Genomic DNA, 21529 nt, shown 5'->3' with positions numbered 1-21529 from the left:
CCTCTAGCTTTTGGTTAAGAATTTTTGTGGAGACTTGGATATCGCTGCTTTAGCGATTCTGGTGTAGCCAACAAGGCTTGTTGCTTGTTATGAGAGATTGATGACCAAAGAGATAAGCCAATTAGAATGGCGCCCGTAACCCCCGTGATCACCTCGGGTATTTGATTAATGATGCTGGTCAACATGAGTATGGCCAGCGCAAGAATGGCGTAGTGAGCCCCGTGTTCGAGATAGATGTATTCGTCGAGAACGCCTTTATTAACCAATTAATTGTCAGTGATCTAACGTATAAAGCGCCAATTCCCAATCCAAGGGTAATGATCTGTACTTCCTGAGAGATTGCAAAGGCGCCGATCACCCCGTCGAACGAGAACGATGCATCCAGCAACTCCAGGTACAAGAACGCAACCAATCCGCCTTTTTTTACAGTTTCGCTGATTGACGCCTGTTCATCGGATACTGCAAACAAGCTATCCAGACTGCTAACTAATCCAAAAAGGAATATCCCCCAGACCCCACCGGTCAGTACCGACATCCTTATCTCGCTAGGCACTATTGCGCTAATACCCAACAAACTTCCTAGCGTTATAGTTGTGTTTACTGCGTCAATTTTGCCGAGCGCTTGAAGCCGTTTTTCAATCGATCCAACCCAGAATACGTCACGAGAATCATCAAGGAGGAACGATAACCCGACCATCATCAGGAACATCCCACCTAATGACGCAATCATTGGGTGGGCTTCATGCAAATGAATTGCATATTGCTCAGGTGAATTCAGTGCGAGCAAAACCACATCGTTCGTAGTCATGCCTGTCGCAAGCGTCATAACCATCACTGGAAATATCAGGCGCATTCCAAAGACGGCAATTAGCATCCCCCATGTCAAAAACCGTTTTTGCCAAATTTCTTCCATGTTCTTCAGAACACCGGCGTTAACGACAGCATTATCAATAGACAGGCTTATTTCCAACACGGCGAGTACCAGCACCAAAAAAGCAGCCTTGATTCCACTCAATACAAGAACAGTCAACAAGCTCACCGCCAAGATGGCATGGGTTCCGTAGAAACTGCGCATAATTATTTCCCTCTATTGGCGCAGAAAAGTTTGAAGTCTGGTGAATTCTTACTTGCCTCCGATTCGGACTGGCAAAAACCGTCAATCAATTGACGGATTGATTGAAGTTCTTCATGGACACAAGCATCCAGCATCTTGCTGTCCTTTGCCGAGTTCAGACAAGCGATCGACCTATTGACTATTTCGACCCGATCTTTTCTGTTCTGAATCATTTGCTGACTCAGACTGCTGGGCTGATCTTCTTTTTTACTATTGGCCTGAACTTCTAGGCTTTGACCTGCAAATGCCGTCGCGATAACGGTCATCACCATCATGATTTGCTGTTTCACTGATTTTTTCCTCCGGGTAACGTTGAAAAAATCTTACGAGAAACATTACTATTTCATCGGGGTGAAAGACGCGGTTTTTCGGCCTCTTTCGTTTTGGCTTCCTCATTTGCCGACATCTGCCTATGGCTTTTCATCTTGTCGACTGGTTCTTCCAGTACAGCGCTTATCGCGGGTTTTGCGGGTCTTGCATTAATTTTTTTCTGTGTAGGATTGGGGTACGGAAGCCGCGGAGCCTTAATTATCAAGGCATGCGCGGGTTGATGCCCTTTTGGGTGATTTTTCGAGCTATGGCATTTTTGTTGCCTCAGCCAAAATTCACACAAAATTAATATGGAGATGAGATTTGATTATGAGTCTTTTAAATGATGATTTGAAAGCCATTAACTTTCAATTTTTGATGCTGGCTAGAGAATGCGCACGACACAATCCTATGGAGGCAATGTGGAAGTTCAATCTTAACGATACAGAGATTGAAAATATATCCAGTTTGTCGATAGACGAAATAAAAAGCTTGTCCGACTGCGGTAGGGCAATTTTTCGAACCCCAGTTACGCAAACACCAGCCGGCATAACTTCCAGTATTGCCGCTGCCTTGTTGCCAATCTCGATGACGACTCAAGCGTAGGAGATTGGCATGATAATGGAATCTCACTTGCGCCTTACTCCAAAAGAGACAGATATCTTAGGACTGAAACGTAAATTGGATCTTGCTAAAGGCATCATAGAAAAGGGTGGTCGCCCTTCGATTGTACGGGCGGTATGCCAAATATCCAAAGCTTCGGCACTTCAATTTCACAAGGAAATTCACGGCGAAAGAGCAAAGGCCGGCCAATTGCCCTATGACCAGGATTGGATCGTGAAGTCACCCCAAAACTGTCTTCACGCTTCGATCTACTTCAACATTTTTCAGTCGTTATCCAAAATTAAACATTTCAAAACAACTGATACGGATCGTCAAAATCCAAAATCAGCTGAAATCGAAGCCGCTTGCAAGCATGCAACCAAGGGCGAAATTTTTCTTTCTTCATATACGCTTTATGAACAAGTAGTAGGGGAACACCCAAAGGTGCTAAGCATCAATCGTGCCTGGCATATAGGGCAGCAAGTTGCGATGTCTTATATAGGAGGAATGACCTGCGGCCGATGCAATTCTAATTACGTTTCAATCCAGAATTACCCTGATATTTATAAATTTTGTCCATTGTGTGATTCAGCCACAGACACCACTGGAAGGCAAAAATGGAAGGCTCCCAATCTTAACGGTAGCAACAAAAACGCCAACGATATTTTTTCAAAATATGTGTTTCATTCGGAGGCGCTGTGATTGTGCTAAAGAAGATTTTTAAGCGTGGCACACTCAATTCGGAAGGTACTGAATTGTCTCGTATCCTCACCGAGCGTCTTTTAAATTCAAACCATGTGATCTGCGTCGATTTTGAGGCTATTAACAAAGCTACTCCTGTATTTTTTCAAGATTTTCTATTTCCATTAATTCTCGAATTTGGAAGCGAAACCATAACCAAAAGAATTGATTTAGTGAATGTGTCAGACGAACTTAGTTTGTCTTATCAAGAAGCGTTCTTGAAATCATCTGAATATTTGGATCGAGCAGTTGCTCGTCACACCAAAGCATTTGGCGATATATCGGATATTACTTTTGAGTTGCTTATAAAAGCGCGTGAACTTTCAAGGAGAGATCCATCAGCCGCTCATATTATTTTTGGCTTGAGTTCTGGAATGATTGATTCTTTAGCCAATATGGATATAGATCAAATTCGCCGTATTTCTTGTTCAGGTGTTATTTGTTTTGAGCCGCGATTTACCCCAGAGTTCGCATCTAAATTAGCGGCTTTCAATACTGATGAGATCGATACCTTTTTGAATGTGATTGGTAGTATAGATATGGAAGGAGTCTATGAGTCTGAATACGGTTGATCGTTATGCGCTCGCAATAGAGCTTTTGTCTCTTGGAGCAAGAATAAATATTATTTCAGAAGAAACGGGGTTATCAGCAAAAATTCTAAGAAAAGCTTATTTTGAAATGCATGGGAAATCTTCGTCAAGTGGATCATTAAAATTCAACCCTAATTTTATTTATAAGAGCTTTTCAAAAGCTAAAGAAGCAACGCTTTTTGTGTTTTTCTTTCGTATTGAAAATCATGACGAGTTTTCAAGGAAATGCATTAACTCCTATCGACGTTATGAAGCCTATATCATGACTGTTTCGAAATCTAAGCCAGTTTTCGATATTTCTGATTCTTGGATGCTTGCAAGATGGTCGACATGTGGAATTCTAAAACTAACCAGATGCGGTAAATGTCGTAGTGCGAAATTAACTATAAATGAATTTCAACACCCTTGCGCTATATGCCGAAGTTAAATTAAACAAGATAAAAAATATAAGTGCTTTGGCTGATATTCATACTTATTAGCCAAGGCATTTTGTTAATTAAAATGTTCAAAGCATTGCTTGACAGATCTTGAAAGATGACTAATTTAGTACCCCTTGAAAAATGGAATGCGTTAAAATTCGACGGACGCTACACGATGAAGACCCTGCGTTGTTGGGCTAGAAGTGGCTATATCAAGCCTCCAGCCCAAAAAGTTGGGCGTGACTGGCTTGTGCAAAGCGATGCGGTCTTTCATAAGCCTGGAAAACCTGTTCGAACTATCCCTATTAGTGTGGACATGGAAATACAGCCCGTAGATCCACTGGTTTTAGCTATTTTGAGCAAATAGGCAACAATTATGGCGCCTCGCCAAAGATCCACAACGAATCGAGATTTAGCCAAAATTCCAAATCTTTACCGTAAGTTTGATAAGCGACGAGGCAAGCATGTCTTCCAATACAAAGATCCTCGAAGCGGAAGATTTTGGGGGCTTGGGACAGATGAGCAAGCGGCCAAAAATCGCGCCAAACAACTCAATGCGGCCATTTATGCGCAATTGGCGGAAACCTCAAATCAATCCGATTTGATTATAACCGAGCAGCCTCGCGCCAAGTCTCTGGGAATTCCATTTAAGAAATGGGCTGACGATTACATCAAGATCACACAAGACCGCTTGAAATCCGGTGAGATAAAACAAAATACGTTTCGCACACGGGTACATATAGTCAATCGCTTCTGCGAGATGTTTGGCGATAAAGGGATAAAGGGAATCACGGTTAAGGATATCGTAACCAATTTAGAAGCGTATCGATCTGTTGGGAAAGAGCGTATGGCACAAGCCATGCGGTCGACTTTGATTGATATTTTTGCCGAAGCCATTCAGGCAGGTGAGTTGGATACCAACCCCGCCACCATGACGAAAAATAAAACGGTACGAGTAAAACGTACCAGGCTAACGCTAGAAACATGGAAAGTGATTTTTGATTGCGCGGAGTCCATGCAACCTTGGGTGCAAAATTCCATGCTGTTAGCTATTCTCACTGGCCAGCGATTGGAAGATATTGCCCTCGCACGCTTCAAACGTGGCTCTGACTGGGAGCCGGCATTTTCGGCATACATTCTAAAAAAACCTCATCCAATCAAGCCCTATGCATTCATTGAGAATGACTTTTTGCATGTCCCACAGCAAAAGACACGCGCATTAATCAAAATACCGCTTGATCTTCGATTGGACTGTATTAACACTAGCCTGGGCGATGTCGTAACAAGATGCAGAAAGCATGCGCTTTCTCAGCACCTTGTTCATCACACCCGTCGTAGCATCAACCAGGAAATAGGCGACCCAGTTCATTTGAATACGGTGAGCAAAGGATTCCAAAAAGCGCGCTTGAAATCTGGGATGACCTGGGATGGTACTCCCCCAACATTCCATGAACAGCGATCTCTAGCTGAACGCTTATACCGCGATCAAGGCATCGATACCCAGAGGCTTCTAGGTCACAAATCCTCAAAAATGACTGACGTATATCACGATTCTAGATGTGCTGAATGGCTTGAAGTTGCTTTGAAATAGGTACCTTTCTTCCTAACTCGGCTGTGCCATCCTTCCCCGATGTTTAGACTGGTTGACGCGCATCCGATCCGCCAACCGCTTGGTTACCAAACCCGATATCACATGCGATTCCGCCATAACCCCTCCCAAAAATAATGGGCAGGATTTTAGGCCGGGCGGCTATCCGGGGCTTTGTGCAGTTGCTACATAATTCCGGATAAATCACCTTTCAGGGGGCCAAAAATCGATAAAAACTGCCTGAAATTGCCCAATTTATATTGGAGCGGTTTTGGGGCGGTTTTGGGGCGCTTTCTATGTGATTGATCTATAAGGATGAAGCTCTATGAGCAGATATTGCCCATGCAGACAAACAGGACTTTGATTTTTTCCATGGGATGAAAGGGTTGAGTTGAATTGGGGGGTATTGTAATGCGAATGCGAAAAAAGACGAAAGAAACAAGGCGCAAGTTGCGCTTTAAGCCTCAATGCCGTTAAAGTCCCTTCTCCCGCCAGGAAAAGGGACAACCGGCCATAACTTAGGAGGGTTGCCATGAGTCTCAGCAAAAAATTATCTTGACACAACAAGACGACCGGTCGTATTATTTTTCTATGGAAGCTAAATCACAAAAACAATTCAATCGTGAAAACCTATTAAGCCAAGGCGTCACCTTGCTGATGCAGCAGGGGTATCACGGCACCGGGCTGAAGGAAATTCTCGATGCGGTGCAGATTCCGAAGGGATCTTTTTATAATTATTTCGGCAGCAAGGAGCGTTTCGCGGCGGAGGTAATCCAGCACTATATCGAGCCGTTCATCCGGCAATTGGACGGTCATTTACAGAACCAGGAAATCAATGCGTTGACCGCGATCAACCGTTATTTCGCCGAATTGATCGACGCGTTGGAACAGGCCGGCTTTCAAGGCGGCTGCTTGCTCGGCAATTTGATGGGCGAGGTCGGCGATTCCAGCGAACTGTGCCGCGAGTCGCTGCAGACAGCCGTGCGCCGCTACCGTGATTTATTGGTGCAGGGACTATTGACCGCGCAGCGGCAAGGCACGGTTAGAACCGACAAATCGGCCGAAACGATGGCCGATCTTTTGGTGAATACCTGGCAAGGCGCTTTGTTGCGCATGAAAATCGAACAATCGTCCGAGCCGCTGAAACAATGCTGCCGCGATTTGCTAGGAGATTATTTTAAGACTTGATCCACATCCCGCCGAACGACACGGCGGCTCATCCAAAACCAAGAGGAGAATTGCAATGCCAAAATACATCATCGAACGCGAAATTCCGAATGCCGGTGCTTTAACGGCCGAACAACTGCAAGGTATCTCACAAAAATCATGCAGTGTTCTGCATGCGATGGGGCCAAAAATTCAGTGGGTGCAAAGTTATGTGACCGGCGACAAAATCTATTGCGTCTATATCGCGCCCGACGAAGCAAGCATCAAGGAGCATGCAGAGAAAGGCGGCTTTCCGGCGAATAGAATCTCCGAAGTCAAAACGGTTATCGATCCGGCTACCGCGGAAAGTCATTAATCCGACGGAGAAGCCGCCATGCAAGTTACATGGAATCAAAATAAATGCTGTCACACTGGCGTCTGTGTCAGTTCGCTGCCCGAGGTGTTCAAGGTTGAAGATGACCAATTCGTGATCGATACGGGCAAGGCGAGCGAGGAAGAAATCAAAAATGTGGTATACCAGTGTCCTGCCGGGGCGCTTCAAGTCGTTAACGATAAGAACAAAAGAGAGGCTTGACATGAGAAATAATAAACACCCGCTACGCACCCTGGTTCGGGCCTGTGCCTTTGCGGCATCCACCTTTGCCTTGGCAAGCCTAGGCAGCCAGAGTGTTTTCGCCGACGAAACCTGCCAGTCGCCATACATGGCCAAAATCGTCGGCCAGGAAGATTTCGTCTATGTCTGGACGCTGGGCGCGGAAGGCGTCGGCGACGAGCAGGACAAGCTGGTTACGGTCGATGTGAATCCGCAGTCCAAGTCTTACGGCAAAGTCGTCAGCACGCTCTCGGTCGGCGGCCGCAACGAAGCGCATCACTCCGGCTTTACCGACGACCGCCAATTTTTATGGGCCGCATCGTTGGACACCAGCAAGATGTTCATTTTCGATGTGCATAGCGACCCGGCCAAACCGAAGCTGGTCAAGACGATAACCGATTTCGTCGCGAAAAGCGGCGGCGTGGTCGGCCCGCATACGACCTATGCGCTGCCGGGCCGGATGATCATTACCGGCCTGTCAAACAACAAGGACCACGGCGGCCGCACCGGCATCGTCGAATACACCAATGACGGCGATTACGTCACGACCCACTGGACGCCGACCGACAGCGATCTGCAAGGCGCGGTCAAGACCGGCAAATATGCGGACGGCTACGGCTACGATTTGCGGGTATTGCCGCGGCGCAACCTGATGCTGACCTCGTCGTTTACCGGCTGGTCGAATTACATGATGGATTTCGGCAAGATGCTGAACGATCCGGAAGCGATGAAGCGCTTCGGCAATACGGTCGTGCAATGGAACCTGCACAGCAAGCAGCCGAAAAAAATCTTCGACGTGCCCGGTGCGCCGCTCGAAATCCGCTGCGCCTGGGGCGAGAATCACAACTATTGTTTTACCAGCACCGCTCTGACCTCCAAAATCTGGCTGATCTTTGAGAACGACAAGGGCGAATGGCAGGCGAAGGAAGTCGCCGATGTCGGCGATCCGTCCAAGGTGCCGCTGCCGGTCGATATCTCGATCTCGAGCGACGACAAGATGCTTTGGGTCAATACCTTCATGGACGGCAAGACGCGCGCATTCGACATCACCGATCCGCACAAGCCGAAACAGGTTTACGAGCAAAAGATCGGCGCGCAGGTGAATATGGTGTCATCGAGCTGGGACGGCAAACGCCTCTATTACACTTCCTCGCTGCTCGCGAACTGGGACAAGAAAGGCGCGGATAACGAGCAATTCCTTAAAGGTTATGCCTGGGACGGCAAGCAACTGACCCAGAAATTCGCGATCGACTTTACTCAGGAAAAGCTCGGGCGGGCGCATCAAATGGTGTTCAATGCGTATTCCCTCTACAGCGCAAATAAGCCCGACGGTGTTACAAATTTGCTCGCAAAAAAATAGTGTAAGCACCGCCTGACTCGAAATCGCTCGGCAGAATAGGTTAATTGTAATAATCCCTGTTGAGCGATAACGTATTCAATTGAACGAAGACACTTCACACATTAGCCTCGAAATTCTTACCTAAAACAAACTTTCCCACATCGCATCCACCTTTTTGACAACCGCCTCGGTCATCGCAATCGGCCGGCCCCATTCTCTGTTCGTTTCGCCAGGCCATTTGTTGGTCGCGTCAAAGCCGACTTTCGAGCCGAGACCGGAAACCGGCGAGGCGAAGTCGAGATAGTCGATCGGGGTGTTTTCGAGGATCGCCAGGTCGCGGGCCGGGTCCATGCGCGTAGTGATCGCCCAGATCACGTCCTGCCAGTTGCGCACGTCGACATCGTCGTCAACCACGATCACGAACTTGGTGTACATGAACTGGCGCAAAAACGACCAGGTGCCGAACATCACCCGTTTGGCATGGCCGGCGTACTGCTTCTTCATGCTGATCACCGCCATCCGGTACGAACAGCCTTCCGGCGGCAAGTAGAAATCGACGATTTCCGGAAACTGTTTTTGCAGGATCGGCACGAACACTTCGTTCAGCGCAACACCGAGGATCGCCGGTTCGTCGGGCGGGCGGCCGGTGTAGGTGCTGTGATAGATCGGACTATGGCGCTGGGTGATCTTCTCGATCGTGAACACCGGAAATTCGTCCACTTCGTTGTAATAGCCGGTGTGATCGCCGAACGGCCCTTCGGGCGCGGTTTCGCCGGGATAGATGAAGCCTTCGAGCACTATCTCGGCGCTGGCCGGGACTTGCAGCGACTCGTTGCTCAAACAGTTCGCAACCTCGGTCTTGCTGCCGCGCAAAAGTCCCGCAAACGCATATTCGGACAGCGAATCCGGCACCGGCGTAACCGCGCCGAGGATCGTCGCAGGATCGGCGCCCAGCGCGACCGCGACCGGGAACGGTTCGCCCGGATGCGTTTTTTGCCATTCCCTGAAATCCAGCGCGCCTCCGCGATGCGTCAGCCAGCGCATGATCACCTTATTCTTGCCGATCACCTGCTGGCGGTAAATGCCGAGATTTTGCCGTTCCTTGAACGGGCCTTTGGTGATAACCAAGGGCCAGGTAATCAATGGCCCGGCGTCTTCGGGCCAGCAGGTCTGGATCGGATAATTGCTCAAATCGATGTCGCCGCCTTCGAGAACTTCTTGCTGGCAGGGGGCTTCCTTGACCAGTTTCGGCGTCATGTTCAGGACCTGCTTGAATACCGGAAACTTTTCGAACGCGTCCTTCATGCCTTTGGGCGGTTCGGGTTCTTTCAGATAAGCCAAAAGTTCGCCGATGCCGCGCAATTCGCCGACCGAATCCGCGCCCATGCCCATTGCGACCCGGTGCGCGGTGCCGAATAAATTGCCCAGCAGCGGAGTTTTCGAACCGACCGGATTTTCGAACAGCAGCGCCGGGCCGCAATTTTTCAAAGTCCGGTCGCAAATTTCGGTGATTTCGAGATAAGGGTCGACAGGAACTTTGACGCGCTTGAGTTCGCCGGTTTTTTCGAGTTGCGCGATGAAGTCGCGAAGATCTTTGTATTTCATGATAGTGTAAGTCAATTACGATGCTCGGGCGAACAGCCGATAAGCCACTTCGCCCGCCGTTTTGTGTTTCAACATCCGCCAGTTGTCCGGCATTCCGATCAATTCGAGATCGACCTCGGTTTCGACATAGATTTTTGCATAACCGGCCAGCCAGCCGTTTTGCTCCAGCAGCAGACAGGTTTTTACCGCCAGATTTTTCGCGAAGGGCGGGTCCATAAAGACCAGGTCGAAGGCCTCCGAGCGCCCGGCTAAAAACCGCTCTACATCGCTCTCGATAATCCGATTTTTATCCCCGCCCAGCGCGGATGCATTCGCCCGCAGATTTTTACAAGCCTTCGCATCGCTTTCGACCTGCACGACTTCCCTCGCGCCGCGCGAGGCAGCCTCGAAACCCAGCGCACCGCTGCCCGCAAATAAATCCAGACAGCGGCTGCCGGCGACATCATATTGCAGCCAGTTAAAAAGCGTTTCGCGGACGCGCGCCGGCGTCGGCCGTAGCCCCGGCACATCGTCGAAATGCAACAAGCGACTGCGCCATTCGCCGCCGATGATGCGGATTTTATTTGCCACTTTTCGCTTTCGCGTCGTCGCCGACGGTCACGGTCTGTAACAGTTGCAGATCAACATGCCGCTTGAATGCATCGACTATCGAGGCCACAGTGACTTCTTCAACTTTCTGCGTGAAAGTATCCAGATAATCGAGCGGCAACTCATAAAAACCGATCATCGCAACATAATTGGCGAGTTTCTTGTTTGTGTCGAAACGCATCGGAAAACCGCCGGTGAGGTTTTTCTTCGCTGCGGTCAATTCCGCTTCGGTCGGGCCTTTCGCGATAAAGTCCGACAATGTCTGATTCAGCACCTGCAACGCCTCGCCGGTTTGGTCGTTGCGCGTTTGCAACCCCAGCACGAACGGCCCTTTTTTACGCATCGGCCTGAACGCGCTGGAAGCGCTGTAAGCCAGACCGCGTTTCTCGCGGATTTCATCGAACAGTTTCGACACCAGCCCGCTGCCGCCGAGGATGTGATTGCCGACATAGAGGCTGAAAAAATCCGGATCCTTTCGGTCGATGCCGGGCATGCCGACCAGCACATGCGTTTGCGTGGAAGGAAACTTGATATGTTGGCTGCCGGCCTTGGCTGGCATCACCACATCGGGCAGCGGCGCGGGCTTTTGTCCGGCCGGCAAATCCTTCAACAAGGCTGCAACCGTCTGTTCAGCCTGTTCCTTGGTCAAGTCGCCGACGATCACGACGACCGCATTCGCGGCAACGTAATACTGGCGGTAAAATGCGCGCAAGTCGCTCGCTTTCAAAGGGGTGACAGTTTCGATCATGCCGCTGTCGGGATGCGCGTAGGGATGATCGCCATACAGTGCCTTCGAGAAGGCAATGTCGGCCAAATCGCCGGGCGATTCCTCGCGCAGTTTCAGGCCGGCCAACGTCCGCTTTTTCTCGCGCTGAAAATCGGCTTCCTTGAACGCGGGCTGGGTCAAGATCGCATGCATCGTCTCGATCGCCTTGTCGAATAGCGGCTTGTCGGTCAGCGTCCGTAGCATGACGCTGCTCATGTCGCTCGAAATACTCGCGCCGAAATTCGCGCCGACACTTTCGAAGCGTTCGGCAATCTGATCCGCATTCCATTGCCCCGCGCCGGTATCCAATAACCCCGATGTCAGCGCCGCGAGGCCCGCCTGCTTACCGTCGCGCGCACTGCCCGCGTCGAAAGCGACCACGATGTCCGCAATCGGCAAACTGCCGGCATGCACGAAAAACACCCGGGAACCTTGCGCGGTTTGCCAATGCTCGATAGTGACTGACGACCAGACTGCCTGGCTGAGCGCGAGCAAAAATAATCCCAACAAACTTCTACGCATTACTTGTCTCCCTTGTTGACGGCTTTTTCATTAATCGGCTGCGGATCCAGATAGGCCACGGTCAGATGGTCCTCGATCAGATATTTTTTCGCGACGTCGCGCACTTGCTCGGCGGTAACCAGATTAATCTTCTTGACGTACTCATCGACTTTTTGCCAGCCAAGACCGACCGTTTCGAACGTGCCGAGTTGCATCGCCTGATAAAAATTGGAATCGCGCTGATAAACCTGATTCGCCAACACCTGCGCCTTGATCCGCTGCAATTCTTCCTTGCTGATCAGCGTTGATTGAAGATCAGCTATCTCTTTTTTAAACGCCGCCTCGAGATCCGTAATTTTTTTGCCGTCCGCCGGCGTGCCTTCGAGTTCAAACAGCGAAGGCAATTTCGAAGTCAGGCTATATCCGGCCCCAGCGCTGACCGCGATCTGCTTGCCGCGCACCAGACGCGAAGACAACCGTGCGCTGTTGCCGCCGTCCAAGACGCCGGCCAGCACTTCCAGGGCATACGCTTCCCCTTCGTTCTCCGCCGTCGCGAGCGACGGCGTTTTGTAGCCCATCGTCAGATAAGGCAGCTTGGCCGGCGCCTTCACGGTGATCTTGCGCACGCCGACTTGCGGCATTTCGGTTTGCGGCTTGATCGGCTTGATCTCGCTCGGTTTCAGTTCGGCAAAATATTTTTCGGCCAGCGCGAAAACGTCATCGGTCTTTACATCGCCAACGACGACCAAGGTCGCGTTATTCGGCGCATACCAGCGCTGGTACCAGGCCTCCAAATCCTCGACCTTGTAATTCGCGATATCGGCCGGCCAACCGATCACCGGATGCTTGTAAGGGCTGTTTGTGTACGCTGCCGCCGAGAAATATTCGCCGACCTTCGCCTGCGGATTGTCCTCGGTGCGCATCCGGCGCTCCTCGGTCACGACTTCCAGTTCTTTCTTCAATTCGTCGGGCAAGAGATGCAGATGACGCATCCGATCCGCTTCCAGTTCGAAACTGACCGCGAGCCTGGAGGCGTTCATCGTTTGAAAATAGGCGGTGTAGTCGGTGCCGGTAAACGCATTTTCATCGCCGCCGTTTTCCGCGATGATCCTAGAAAACTCGCCCGGCTTGTGCTTGTCGGTACCCTTGAACATCATATGTTCGAGCATGTGCGAAATGCCGGTGATGCCGCCCGGTTCATAGCTCGAACCGACCTTGTACCAGACCTGCGAGACCACGACCGGCGAGCGGTGATCCTCCTGAACCAAAACTTTCAGGCCGTTTTTCAGTATATGTTCCGATACTTTCGGTTCCGTCGCGGCCGCATAAACCGGCAGGCCAAGCACTATTGCACAAAATAATCGCTTTTTCATGACTCCCTCTTGTTGACCAATGTTAGCGCCTCCGACTATTTCAATCGGCTAGCGTTCACTGTATTCTATAAGAATTGTGTACGTTGGTGTGATTTACGATGACGAGCCTCTCTCCGGCCCTGGCCTGGAAAAAATATCTGACCCTGTGTAAGCCGAATGTGGTCCTCGAAATGCTGTTCACCGCGATCGTCGGCATGCTGCTGGCGGTGCCCGGCATGCCGCCGCTCGACACGCTGGCTTACAGCATTACCGGCATTGCCTTGGCCTCTGCCTCGGCAGCCGCGATCAATCAGTTTATCGACCGCAAGGCCGACGCGGAGATGCGCCGCACCGAAAACCGGCCGTTGCCGAAAGGCGAGTTGAACGCCGCGCAGGTGATCGCGTTCGCCGCGATCCTCGGCATCGCATCGATGGTGCTGTTGGTCGTGAAGGTCAACGTGTTGACCGCCGTGCTGACCTTTCTGTCGCTGTTCGGCTACGCGTTCATCTACACCGTCTACCTGAAACGAATGACCCCGCAAAACATCGTGATCGGCGGCGCCTTCGGCGCGACTCCGCCGCTGCTCGGCTGGGCCGCGATGACCAATGAAGTGCATCCGTATGCGCTGCTGTTAATGCTGATCATCTTCGTCTGGACGCCGCCGCATTTCTGGGCGCTTGCGATAGCCCGACGCGAGGAATACGCGAAAGTGAACATCCCGATGCTGCCGGTCACGCATGGGACCGAGTTTACCCGCTTGCAAATCTTGCTCTACACAGTGTTGCTGCTGATCGTGACCGTTCTACCCTATATAACCGGAATGACCGGATTGATTTACCTCGCCTCGGCGCTGCTGTTGGGGCTGGTATTCATCTATTTCGCGGTCCTGATGATGCGGCGCAAGGACAACAAAACCGCGATGCGGACCTTCGCCTATTCGATCATTTATCTCACGGTGCTGTTCGCGGCGCTGCTGCTCGATCATTACCTGATGATAAGACCATGAATTTCACTCACCATTTACAAACTTCCGACCCCGAACATCCGTTTGCAGAATTCATTCGGATTCTCGGCAAGGGCAAGCACGGCTCGCGCCCGTTGACCCAGGAAGAAGCCTACATGGCTATGCGGATGATCATGGCGGACGAAGTGCTGCCGATCCAACTTGGTGCGTTTTTGATGCTGATGCGGGTGAAGGAAGAAACGCCGGAAGAACTGGCCGGTTTCGTCCAGGCCGCGCGCGAATCGTTTGCCGCTGGCGATAGAGAAAATCTGGCCGACTTGGACTGGTCGACCTACGCCGGCAAACGCCGGCATCTGCCCTGGTATTTGCTGTCGGCGCTCCTGCTCGCCGAAAACGGCGTCAGGGTGCTCATGCACGGCGCGAAGGGGCCTGCCGCCGGGCGGCTTTACACCGAAGACATGCTTGGTTTTCTGGGGCTGTCCGCGGCGACATCGATTGCAGAGGCAAAGCAGCAATTGCAGGAGCACTCGTTCAGCTATCTGTCGCTGGAGCATTTTTGCCCGAAACTGCACGAGATCATCGGATTGCGCCCTATCCTAGGCCTGCGCTCACCTGTGCACACCCTGGTGCGCCTGTTGAATCCGTTCAATGCCGACTACAGCATCCAGGGCATCTTCCATCCCGGCTACCGGCCGGTGCATCAACTCGCCGCGCAGCTGTTAAAGCAGCCGCATGCGGCGGTGCTGAAAGGCGAAGGCGGCGAAACCGAACGCAATCCCGACATGGATTGCCTCGTGCAAAGCGTGCATCACGGCGAACTCTCCGACGAAGACTGGCCGGCCTTGTTTGCGAAACGCCATGTGAAACCGGAGGAATTGGACCCGAGTCAACTGGCGAAAGTCTGGCGCGGGGAATTACAAGATGAATTTGCGGAAGCGTCTGTAATAGGCACGGCGGCGGTGGTGCTGAAACTGCTCGGCAGGGCGGATAGCCAGGAAGCCGCACAGGAATTGGCCGTGGCTTATTGGCATCACCGCGATCCGGGCCGATTTTAGTAACGAGCAGGCAACCATCCCCTTTCAACGCCTTCCCGAAAACACCATTCCGGCGTAGTTTCGGTCTTATAGTTCCAAAAAAACCAGCCCAGGTATTTTTCGAAGGTGGCTAACTGCGCGGCGGCATAGGCGCGGTAAGCGACATCGAGCTGGAAGTCGTCCATACTCTCGAGCGCATGGTTGAAAGTGCCTTCCGCCCGCAACGAGACAACATGCAAATTGAGGCCGAGACTCCATTCGCCGACATAGGTTGGCAGGCAAAGTTCCTGAATGATCTCGTCCGCTTCCTGTTTCCACACAATGGATGATTTTTGAATGTGCTCGTAAATATCCATCTCGATATCGGAACGGTCGAAGCATTGATAGCGGTGAATATCGAAAACGACATTGCGGAAATCAGGTTCACACATAAACCCGGTGTATTCACGGAACGAACGGAAGCCGTCATGAAAGACCACCGCCACGTCTTCGGGCCGGCAATGCTTGCGAATGCGTATGTAGCCGGACTGATTGTAGCGCTTCAGAAAATCGGTCGGAATGTCCCAATGCGGTTCGTTCAGTACCTCGATCGCATGCAGCGCGCGGCGTCTGCGGTAACGTTCGGCCAGTTGTTCCAGCACATTCAGCGAATGTTCGACATATTCCGTCTTCGTGTGCCACTCGCAAACGTCTTTGATGCCGCCGTTGTCGAAGCCGTTCTGGCAACCGGGCGCCGCATGCAGATCGAGCACGATTTGTAAGCCATATATCTCCGCCCAGTCGAAAGCCCTATCGAGAATATCGAGGCCGCCCACCACAAAAGGATGCGCCGATTCGCCATAGGCGCGATGGTAAGGATAACCCGGCCCAAACAGCCAATGCCCGACTGGAACCCTGACCGCGTTGATACCGACACTTGCCAGCCAGGCAAAATCATCTTCGGTGATAAAAGTATTCCAATGCTGTTTGAGCAAAGTATCGGCGCGCTCGCCGAGCTCGGCGCAATAGGTGGTCTCGTCGGTTGCGTTGAGCCCTTCGAATAGGCTGGGCGTGATCCATTTTTCGAGCAGCAGCCAGCCGCCGAGATTTACGCCGCGCAGTTTTTTGCCTTGATTCTGTTCGGACGCCGCCTTCAACGCCATTCTCCTTTTGCGGACTGGGGCAGAGCTTACGGCAAAACAATCCGGCGCTGATGAAACGCATCGGCTGTCGGCTGGTTGGTGATCGTCAACATCGCGGCCTCGGGCAATTCATCGCTGATCAAACGCAACATTGCAACCTCGCCCTGCGGATCGAGCGAGTCGAACGCCTCTTGTAGCAGTATCCATTTGGGATGATTCAGCAGCAAACGCACTGCGCCCAAGCGTTGCTGCTGCTCCCGGGTCAATGCGGTTTCCCAGTTCTCGGTCGTGTCCAGTTGCGCCTGTAATTCGCCAAGGCCGACTTTTTTCAGAGCCTCTTTGATTGCCGCCTTGGTGAAATCCTCCACAGGGTTTGGATAACAGATCGCGGTACGCAACGTGCCGCTGGGTAGATAAGGGCGCGGCGGCATGAAATACATCGGCTCATCATCAGGCAATTCGATACGCCCGCCGCCCCACGGCCAGAGACCGACAATCGCCTTGAACAGCTTGGCGCCGGTGGCGGAATTGCCGTTGATCAGCACCCGTTCGGCCGGCCGAATTTCGGCGTTTATACCGGAGGCGATGATCTCGCCATCCTGTTTCATCAAACTGAGGCCATGGAAGCCCAATACCGAAATCTGCGACTTTTCCAGACAAATTCGCTGCGGGTCATTGGTGCAAGCCATTTTCTGCTCCAAGTGATCCAGCGCCCTGACCAAACCGAACACCCGGTCGGCCGATGCGCGCCAATTGGCGACCGCGGCCATGTTATCGACCGGCCAGGACAATGCCGAGGCCATGTGCTGAAAAGCCTGCGCGGACTGCATCAGCGTGCCGAGAGAAATCGTGCCCAGCACATAACGCGGCGCCGAGACAAGAACCGGAAAGGCCATCGACAACACCGAATAACCGGAGGTAAACATCATGATATTCCGCCAGGCCCGTGTTTGCCTGTCGAACACGTCATTGATGTCTTGAAATAGCGTCGCAAAGCGCCGCCGTTCATTGGCTTCGCCGTGAACCAGCGCGATCGCCATCGAATTCTCGCGAGCTTTGACCAAACCGAAACGGAAATTCGCTTCAACCGTTTGCCGTGCATCGGTCGCCTCGATCAACGGACGGCCGACCCACCAGCCCAATATGGATGCGCTCACCGCATAGACCAGCGCGATCCAGACCAAATGGCCTTGTATCTGCAAGCCGCCGACAACCAGAGTGCCGGAAAGATTCCAGAGAATATCGGTAAAGCTGATCAGCAGCAACAGACTATAGAACAGCGAATGCAGCAACTGAATCGCTTCTTCGGTTACGATACGCACATCCTCGGCGATACGCCCGTCCGGATTATCGTGCTCGCCCGGTATGAATATGACTTGATAATGCCGGCCTTTGTCCATCCATTGGCCGCTTACGCGTTCGGTCAGCCAGCTTCGCCAGCCGATTTGCAGTCCCCGCTTGACCGTAAGGTGGGTCGTGGTAATCGCCATACCGGTCAAGAAAATGATCACCAGCAAGCCGATCTGCTGAATCAGATCCGCCATAGAGCGTTGCTCCAGCGCATCGAAAAGCCCGGCGCTCCATTTATTGATCACCACCGCCATGCCGATCTGCATGATGGTCAGCACGATCAATGCGAATGTCCGGTTGCGAATGTCCGTTTTATGCTCGGAATTCCAGTAGGGGCCGGCCAGTACGATAAATTGATGAAAAAATCCCTTGGCGTTGTGCATAGGCAATTCTCCGAAGAGGGCATAAAAATAAATGCGGTCCATTTAAGAATAACCTATTCGCCGATTGCAAGCCGGCTTTGTTGTTATTCGCTGATCAGGAACCCACTAGCGCGCGATTGTAATTGAATTTCTCCATGGATAGAACTTGAAACTGCTTTTGTCCGCGTCCTTTACGAAACATGCGTCTGTAACCATTGCACAACGCCCAAGCCGGCTTGCCGGCCAGTCGCGAAACAGGCAGTCAGCAGATACCCTCCCGTGGAAGCTTGCCAATCTATCATCTCTCCCGCGACAAAAGTACCGGGCAGAGCGGTGAGCATGAGGTGTTGATCGAGGCTGTTAAAGGAAACGCCGCCAGCCGTGCTGATTGCTTCGGCAATTGGACGAGTTGCATGCACAGTGATCGGCAGGGCCTTGATCGTCGACGCCAGCGTAGCCGCATCGGCAAATTGTTCCTTACCGAGCACCTCGTGCAATAATGCCACCTTGATGCCGGTAAGGCCGACCCGGCTCTGCAAATGCTTTGAGAGCGACCGCGATCCGCGTGGCTGGCCGACTTCGGCTAGTACTCGCGCGGCATCACGCCCGGGCGCCAGATCAAGCATAAAGACGGCGCTGCCGTGGGCATTCAGGTATTCGCGCAGCCGCTGCGAAAATGCGTAAATCAGGCTGCCTTCCACGCCATGCGCGCTGATCGCCATTTCGCCTTGCCGTTGCTCGGTATGGCCGTGCAAGTCGGTAAAGGTTAGCGCCACCGATTTAAGCGGCGCGCCGGCAAATTTTTCACGCAGATGCTGGCTCCACGCCACATCAAAACCGCAATTCGCGCTTTGCAGTGGGGTGATTTCTACCCCGCGGGCCTGCAACCATGGCGCCCAGGCGCCGTCCGAACCTAGTTGCGGCCAGCTGGCGCCGCCCAAGGCCAACACGGTTGCCTGCGGCTTGAGCGCAAGTTCGCCGTTCGGATGCACCAGCCGCAAGGCGCCGTCCTCATTCCAACCCAGCCAGCGATGACGTACGTGGAAGCGCACACCGGCGCTACGTAGCCGATGCAGCCAAACCCGCAGCAATGGCGCGGCTTTCATTTGCGTCGGAAAGACGCGGCCCGAACTGCCGACAAAAGTATCGATACCCAGGTCGTGCACCCACGCACGCAAGGCAGCCGGCGGCAGACGGTCTAACATTGCTTGCAACTGCGGCCGGCGATCGCCATAACGGGCACAGAAGGAGTCATAGTCTTCGCTGTGAGTGATATTCAAACCGCCGATCCCGGCCAGCAAAAACTTGCGGCCGAGCGAAAGCATGGCGTCGTAAACATCGACCTGCACCCCTGCAAGACTCAGTGCTTCGGCGGCCATCAAACCAGCCGGACCTCCACCGATAATGGCAACTTGCGGGGCGGTGTATTCAGGCATAGAGATAGTTTGTTGAAGTTTGGATAGGCGCGCATTTTAATCTAAATACCGCGGTTAAAAATTCGAACGCACAAAAAATTAATTTGATTTACAAATAACAGAATTCACGTCGGTTCGGAAGTCATGAAGTGAAACCTTTTATGCTGTATGGTAGAATTATTCCACCCTATCAACACTAGAAAATAACATTATGTTTTTAAAAGGATTTTACTGCATTCATGATGGCAGTGTCAGTGTTTTCGCCGAACAAGCCAGCATGTTCGCCAAAGAAGTGGCGCATGATTTCAACCCTTTGCACGATGTTGATGCCAAACGTTTTTGCGTACCCGGCGATTTACTTTTTTCTCTGGCATTGGAGAAATATGGCCTGAGCCAAAATATGCACTTTATCTTTTCCGGCATGGTCGGGCATGGCGTGCTGCTGAACCTTCCCAATACCGATGCCGAACGGATTGACGTGAGCGACAATCAGGGTAAAACCTATTTGCAGATCGAACGTTCGGGAGGCCTGAGTCGGGATTCGGCATTGATCGAAAGCTTTACCCGCGATTATGTGGCTTTCTCGGGGCAAAATTTTCCCTATGTGCTGGTGCCGTTATTGGCGAAGGAAAACGTCATGTTCAGCCTCACTCGGCCGCTGGTGATTTACGAAAGCATGACGTTGTCGTTCGATCATCTTGATTTTCGGCAAGCGTCCGTGGAAATGATGGAACCGAAGATGGAAGTCAATGGCAAGCGCGCTTCGGCTTTTTTACACTTTCAGATCAAGACGGGCGAAAATGTGGTTGGCGCAGGCTTTAAAAAACTGGCGATCAGTGTACAGGGCGGTTATGAATCTGGGCCGATGCAGGCCTTTGTCGATGACTATCTGGCCAGGAAAAACGGCTATCTAGGTAATCTGGCGGTTCTGCCGCAATAAGTTTGTTCTCGAATGACTTGTTTATATCAGAATTTGCCCATTCTTACGTGCTGATGAGCGACGACTGTCAGGCCGACGCCGGTACCGTAACCGCCTGCGGTGCTCGACGACCCAACTTTGCCGCTGACCAACAATGTTGCGGAACGCACCACGCGGCATTGAGTCATCCCACGGCAATGGTCGCAAGGATCGCGGACGGAACGGAAATCGCGTGGCTTTGCGCTGCTGGCCAACGTCATCGACACCTGCCGTCAGCTAGGACATTCGCCCTGGAAATTTCTATCTGCCTCGATTGCCCGGCGACGGGAAAATTTGCCGTTATTGGCGTTGCCGTCATTGGATGAAACGTTTGCCATGGAACAAGATAAATCGCTTGATCCACTGCACGTAGAGCTTCTCTACACCGATGCTATAGTGCTTGACACGAGCCCAGTCGTGGACTTGATCAAGAAGTTCGTGAGGTGTATTTTTCGTTAGTATAAAGAGGTTGCTACCAATAATTAAATATTGTAGCATCCAGTTTAACAGATTGTCAGAGTGGCGCTATACACCGGTGATCGTAAATTAATATACACCTAACTAGGTGTCTACTTAACGTTAGGCAACGACATGGCGATACGCTTTACACACGGTTACGACCTGATATTTAAGTTCGGCGCAATGTTCGGCGGCATCATGGTCGTAGCTGCTGGCGCTGATCTTCTCAGCCCAATTTCCAGCCCTTTGGAAAGGGCATTAAAAAGCAATGATCTGGAATGGATATGGTTGATTCTTACGCTTGCTTACGGCATCGGTGGCTACATAGGCGCAATCATTCTACTGGGCAAAACAATACTTCCGTATTGGTTGCCAACCTATCTGCATGTTCGCTTTTCGCTATTCACAAAAATAACCCCAGATGAAGCTGACCGTCTTGGTTTTCTGTTTGATGGGTCTTTGGGCGGAATTTGGTAAGTGCTTAGCAGAAAGTAAATTGGTATTGAGAGCCAAAACCAGCGCCGATTTCATCGATAGCCTCCTCAAGTTCGGTAGGTGTAAACGATTGGAATGGCAGCCACTCGTATTTCA

23 protein-coding genes and 1 pseudogene are annotated in these 21529 nt (G+C 51.6%); 14 read left to right on the top strand and 10 right to left on the bottom strand.

Features of this window, described 5'->3' with window-relative positions:
- Window positions 1-14 precede the first annotated feature (14 nt).
- Window positions 15-1075 (bottom strand): annotated as a pseudogene (locus U2W12_RS03760) (DUF475 domain-containing protein).
- Between the two features lie 2 nt (window positions 1076-1077).
- Window positions 1078-1404, bottom strand: a complete 327-nt coding sequence (locus U2W12_RS03755) for a hypothetical protein (protein ID WP_326499329.1) — start codon at window positions 1402-1404, stop codon at window positions 1078-1080.
- A gap of 349 nt (window positions 1405-1753) precedes the next feature.
- On the opposite strand from U2W12_RS03755, the gene U2W12_RS03750 reads away from it, so the two are divergent.
- The 10 genes from U2W12_RS03750 to U2W12_RS03705 all read left to right on the top strand — a co-directional run bounded on the left by U2W12_RS03750 (window position 1754) and on the right by U2W12_RS03705 (window position 8483).
- Window positions 1754-2029, top strand: coding sequence for a hypothetical protein (locus U2W12_RS03750; RefSeq protein ID WP_326499328.1), 276 nt, complete (start codon window positions 1754-1756; stop codon window positions 2027-2029).
- Between the two features lie 9 nt (window positions 2030-2038).
- Entirely contained in the window at window positions 2039-2728 is a 690-nt protein-coding gene (locus tag U2W12_RS03745) for a FlhC family transcriptional regulator (RefSeq protein ID WP_326499327.1), read from the top strand.
- Between the two features lie 2 nt (window positions 2729-2730).
- Window positions 2731-3339, top strand: a complete 609-nt coding sequence (locus U2W12_RS03740; protein ID WP_326499326.1) for a DUF4325 domain-containing protein — start codon at window positions 2731-2733, stop codon at window positions 3337-3339.
- A complete protein-coding gene (locus U2W12_RS03735) occupies window positions 3320-3784 on the top strand; it encodes a FlhC family transcriptional regulator (protein ID WP_326499325.1) in 465 nt (154 codons plus the stop codon). The genes U2W12_RS03740 and U2W12_RS03735 overlap by 20 nt, the downstream gene beginning before the upstream one ends.
- A gap of 107 nt (window positions 3785-3891) precedes the next feature.
- Window positions 3892-4143: an excisionase gene (locus tag U2W12_RS03730; protein ID WP_326499324.1), complete on the top strand. Its 252-nt coding sequence runs from the start codon at window positions 3892-3894 to the stop codon at window positions 4141-4143.
- A gap of 9 nt (window positions 4144-4152) precedes the next feature.
- On the top strand, window positions 4153-5367 hold the full coding sequence (locus tag U2W12_RS03725; RefSeq protein ID WP_326499323.1) for a phage integrase Arm DNA-binding domain-containing protein: 1215 nt from the start codon (window positions 4153-4155) through the stop codon (window positions 5365-5367).
- Between the two features lie 588 nt (window positions 5368-5955).
- On the top strand, window positions 5956-6552 hold the full coding sequence (locus U2W12_RS03720) for a TetR family transcriptional regulator C-terminal domain-containing protein (RefSeq protein WP_326499345.1): 597 nt from the start codon (window positions 5956-5958) through the stop codon (window positions 6550-6552).
- Between the two features lie 55 nt (window positions 6553-6607).
- Window positions 6608-6886: a DUF4242 domain-containing protein gene (locus tag U2W12_RS03715; RefSeq protein ID WP_326499322.1), complete on the top strand. Its 279-nt coding sequence runs from the start codon at window positions 6608-6610 to the stop codon at window positions 6884-6886.
- Between the two features lie 18 nt (window positions 6887-6904).
- Entirely contained in the window at window positions 6905-7105 is a 201-nt protein-coding gene (locus tag U2W12_RS03710) for a (4Fe-4S)-binding protein (protein WP_326499321.1), read from the top strand.
- 1 nt (window position 7106) lies between these two features.
- Window positions 7107-8483, top strand: a complete 1377-nt coding sequence (locus U2W12_RS03705; RefSeq protein ID WP_326499320.1) for a selenium-binding protein SBP56-related protein — start codon at window positions 7107-7109, stop codon at window positions 8481-8483.
- A 120-nt stretch (window positions 8484-8603) separates the two neighbouring features.
- Here U2W12_RS03705 and ubiD read toward each other — a convergent pair whose 3' ends face one another.
- From ubiD to U2W12_RS03685, 4 genes are read right to left on the bottom strand one after another with little or no spacing between them, the layout of a single operon-like run.
- Window positions 8604-10067: a 4-hydroxy-3-polyprenylbenzoate decarboxylase gene (gene ubiD / locus U2W12_RS03700; RefSeq protein ID WP_326499319.1), complete on the bottom strand. Its 1464-nt coding sequence runs from the start codon at window positions 10065-10067 to the stop codon at window positions 8604-8606.
- 15 nt (window positions 10068-10082) lie between these two features.
- The gene (rsmD, locus tag U2W12_RS03695) at window positions 10083-10637 is read right to left on the bottom strand and encodes a 16S rRNA (guanine(966)-N(2))-methyltransferase RsmD (RefSeq protein ID WP_326499318.1); all 555 of its coding nucleotides are present in this window, start codon (window positions 10635-10637) and stop codon (window positions 10083-10085) included.
- Window positions 10627-11943 (bottom strand): pitrilysin family protein, encoded by a 1317-nt coding sequence (locus tag U2W12_RS03690; protein ID WP_326499317.1) that lies wholly within the window; start codon window positions 11941-11943, stop codon window positions 10627-10629. The genes rsmD and U2W12_RS03690 overlap by 11 nt, the downstream gene beginning before the upstream one ends.
- A complete protein-coding gene (locus U2W12_RS03685) occupies window positions 11943-13295 on the bottom strand; it encodes a pitrilysin family protein (RefSeq protein WP_326499316.1) in 1353 nt (450 codons plus the stop codon). The genes U2W12_RS03690 and U2W12_RS03685 overlap by 1 nt, the downstream gene beginning before the upstream one ends.
- 98 nt (window positions 13296-13393) lie before the next feature.
- Between U2W12_RS03685 and cyoE the strand changes: the two genes are divergently transcribed.
- Window positions 13394-14281 carry a heme o synthase gene (gene cyoE, locus U2W12_RS03680; RefSeq protein ID WP_326499315.1) on the top strand — a complete coding sequence of 296 codons (888 nt, stop codon included), beginning with the start codon at window positions 13394-13396 and terminating at the stop codon, window positions 14279-14281.
- A complete protein-coding gene (locus tag U2W12_RS03675; RefSeq protein WP_326499314.1) occupies window positions 14278-15294 on the top strand; it encodes a glycosyl transferase family protein in 1017 nt (338 codons plus the stop codon). The genes cyoE and U2W12_RS03675 overlap by 4 nt, the downstream gene beginning before the upstream one ends.
- Here U2W12_RS03675 and U2W12_RS03670 read toward each other — a convergent pair.
- From U2W12_RS03670 to U2W12_RS03660, 3 genes are all read right to left on the bottom strand, one after another.
- A complete protein-coding gene (locus tag U2W12_RS03670; protein ID WP_326499313.1) occupies window positions 15291-16415 on the bottom strand; it encodes a glycoside hydrolase family 5 protein in 1125 nt (374 codons plus the stop codon). The genes U2W12_RS03675 and U2W12_RS03670 overlap by 4 nt on opposite strands.
- 26 nt (window positions 16416-16441) lie before the next feature.
- Window positions 16442-18127 (bottom strand): ABC transporter ATP-binding protein/permease, encoded by a 1686-nt coding sequence (locus U2W12_RS03665; RefSeq protein WP_326499312.1) that lies wholly within the window; start codon window positions 18125-18127, stop codon window positions 16442-16444.
- A 170-nt stretch (window positions 18128-18297) separates the two neighbouring features.
- Window positions 18298-19542, bottom strand: a complete 1245-nt coding sequence (locus U2W12_RS03660) for a TIGR03862 family flavoprotein (protein WP_326499311.1) — start codon at window positions 19540-19542, stop codon at window positions 18298-18300.
- A gap of 190 nt (window positions 19543-19732) precedes the next feature.
- Here U2W12_RS03660 and U2W12_RS03655 point away from each other — a divergent pair, with 190 nt between their 5' ends.
- Window positions 19733-20461: a DUF3581 domain-containing protein gene (locus U2W12_RS03655; protein ID WP_326499310.1), complete on the top strand. Its 729-nt coding sequence runs from the start codon at window positions 19733-19735 to the stop codon at window positions 20459-20461.
- A 26-nt stretch (window positions 20462-20487) separates the two neighbouring features.
- Here U2W12_RS03655 and U2W12_RS03650 read toward each other — a convergent pair whose 3' ends face one another.
- Entirely contained in the window at window positions 20488-20700 is a 213-nt protein-coding gene (locus U2W12_RS03650) for a hypothetical protein (protein ID WP_326499309.1), read from the bottom strand.
- 370 nt (window positions 20701-21070) lie between these two features.
- Between U2W12_RS03650 and U2W12_RS03640 the strand changes: the two genes are divergently transcribed.
- A complete protein-coding gene (locus U2W12_RS03640) occupies window positions 21071-21415 on the top strand; it encodes a hypothetical protein (RefSeq protein ID WP_326499308.1) in 345 nt (114 codons plus the stop codon).
- Window positions 21416-21529 lie beyond the last annotated feature (114 nt).

This window comes from Methylomicrobium sp. Wu6, from assembly GCF_035916875.1.
GTDB lineage: Bacteria > Pseudomonadota > Gammaproteobacteria > Methylococcales > Methylomonadaceae > Methylomicrobium.
The sequence above is the reverse complement of the archived record's forward strand: the minus strand, read 5'-3'. Positions and strand labels throughout refer to the sequence as shown.

What these genes read in the sequence shown, in the direction of transcription:
- U2W12_RS03750 (WP_326499328.1), top strand. Translation starts at nt 1,754, where the DNA reads ATGAGTCTTTTAAATGATGATTTGAAAGCCATTAACTTTCAATTTTTG.
- U2W12_RS03745 (WP_326499327.1), top strand. Translation starts at nt 2,039, where the DNA reads ATGATAATGGAATCTCACTTGCGCCTTACTCCAAAAGAGACAGATATC.
- U2W12_RS03735 (WP_326499325.1), top strand. Translation starts at nt 3,320, where the DNA reads ATGAGTCTGAATACGGTTGATCGTTATGCGCTCGCAATAGAGCTTTTG.
- U2W12_RS03730 (WP_326499324.1), top strand. Translation starts at nt 3,892, where the DNA reads ATGACTAATTTAGTACCCCTTGAAAAATGGAATGCGTTAAAATTCGAC.
- U2W12_RS03725 (WP_326499323.1), top strand. Translation starts at nt 4,153, where the DNA reads ATGGCGCCTCGCCAAAGATCCACAACGAATCGAGATTTAGCCAAAATT.
- U2W12_RS03720 (WP_326499345.1), top strand. Translation starts at nt 5,956, where the DNA reads ATGGAAGCTAAATCACAAAAACAATTCAATCGTGAAAACCTATTAAGC.
- U2W12_RS03715 (WP_326499322.1), top strand. Translation starts at nt 6,608, where the DNA reads ATGCCAAAATACATCATCGAACGCGAAATTCCGAATGCCGGTGCTTTA.
- U2W12_RS03710 (WP_326499321.1), top strand. Translation starts at nt 6,905, where the DNA reads ATGCAAGTTACATGGAATCAAAATAAATGCTGTCACACTGGCGTCTGT.
- U2W12_RS03705 (WP_326499320.1), top strand. Translation starts at nt 7,107, where the DNA reads ATGAGAAATAATAAACACCCGCTACGCACCCTGGTTCGGGCCTGTGCC.
- ubiD (WP_326499319.1), bottom strand. Translation starts at nt 10,067, where the DNA reads ATGAAATACAAAGATCTTCGCGACTTCATCGCGCAACTCGAAAAAACC.
- U2W12_RS03690 (WP_326499317.1), bottom strand. Translation starts at nt 11,943, where the DNA reads ATGCGTAGAAGTTTGTTGGGATTATTTTTGCTCGCGCTCAGCCAGGCA.
- U2W12_RS03685 (WP_326499316.1), bottom strand. Translation starts at nt 13,295, where the DNA reads ATGAAAAAGCGATTATTTTGTGCAATAGTGCTTGGCCTGCCGGTTTAT.
- cyoE (WP_326499315.1), top strand. Translation starts at nt 13,394, where the DNA reads ATGACGAGCCTCTCTCCGGCCCTGGCCTGGAAAAAATATCTGACCCTG.
- U2W12_RS03675 (WP_326499314.1), top strand. Translation starts at nt 14,278, where the DNA reads ATGAATTTCACTCACCATTTACAAACTTCCGACCCCGAACATCCGTTT.
- U2W12_RS03670 (WP_326499313.1), bottom strand. Translation starts at nt 16,415, where the DNA reads ATGGCGTTGAAGGCGGCGTCCGAACAGAATCAAGGCAAAAAACTGCGC.
- U2W12_RS03665 (WP_326499312.1), bottom strand. Translation starts at nt 18,127, where the DNA reads ATGCACAACGCCAAGGGATTTTTTCATCAATTTATCGTACTGGCCGGC.
- U2W12_RS03660 (WP_326499311.1), bottom strand. Translation starts at nt 19,542, where the DNA reads ATGCCTGAATACACCGCCCCGCAAGTTGCCATTATCGGTGGAGGTCCG.
- U2W12_RS03655 (WP_326499310.1), top strand. Translation starts at nt 19,733, where the DNA reads ATGTTTTTAAAAGGATTTTACTGCATTCATGATGGCAGTGTCAGTGTT.
- U2W12_RS03650 (WP_326499309.1), bottom strand. Translation starts at nt 20,700, where the DNA reads ATGACGTTGGCCAGCAGCGCAAAGCCACGCGATTTCCGTTCCGTCCGC.
- U2W12_RS03640 (WP_326499308.1), top strand. Translation starts at nt 21,071, where the DNA reads ATGGCGATACGCTTTACACACGGTTACGACCTGATATTTAAGTTCGGC.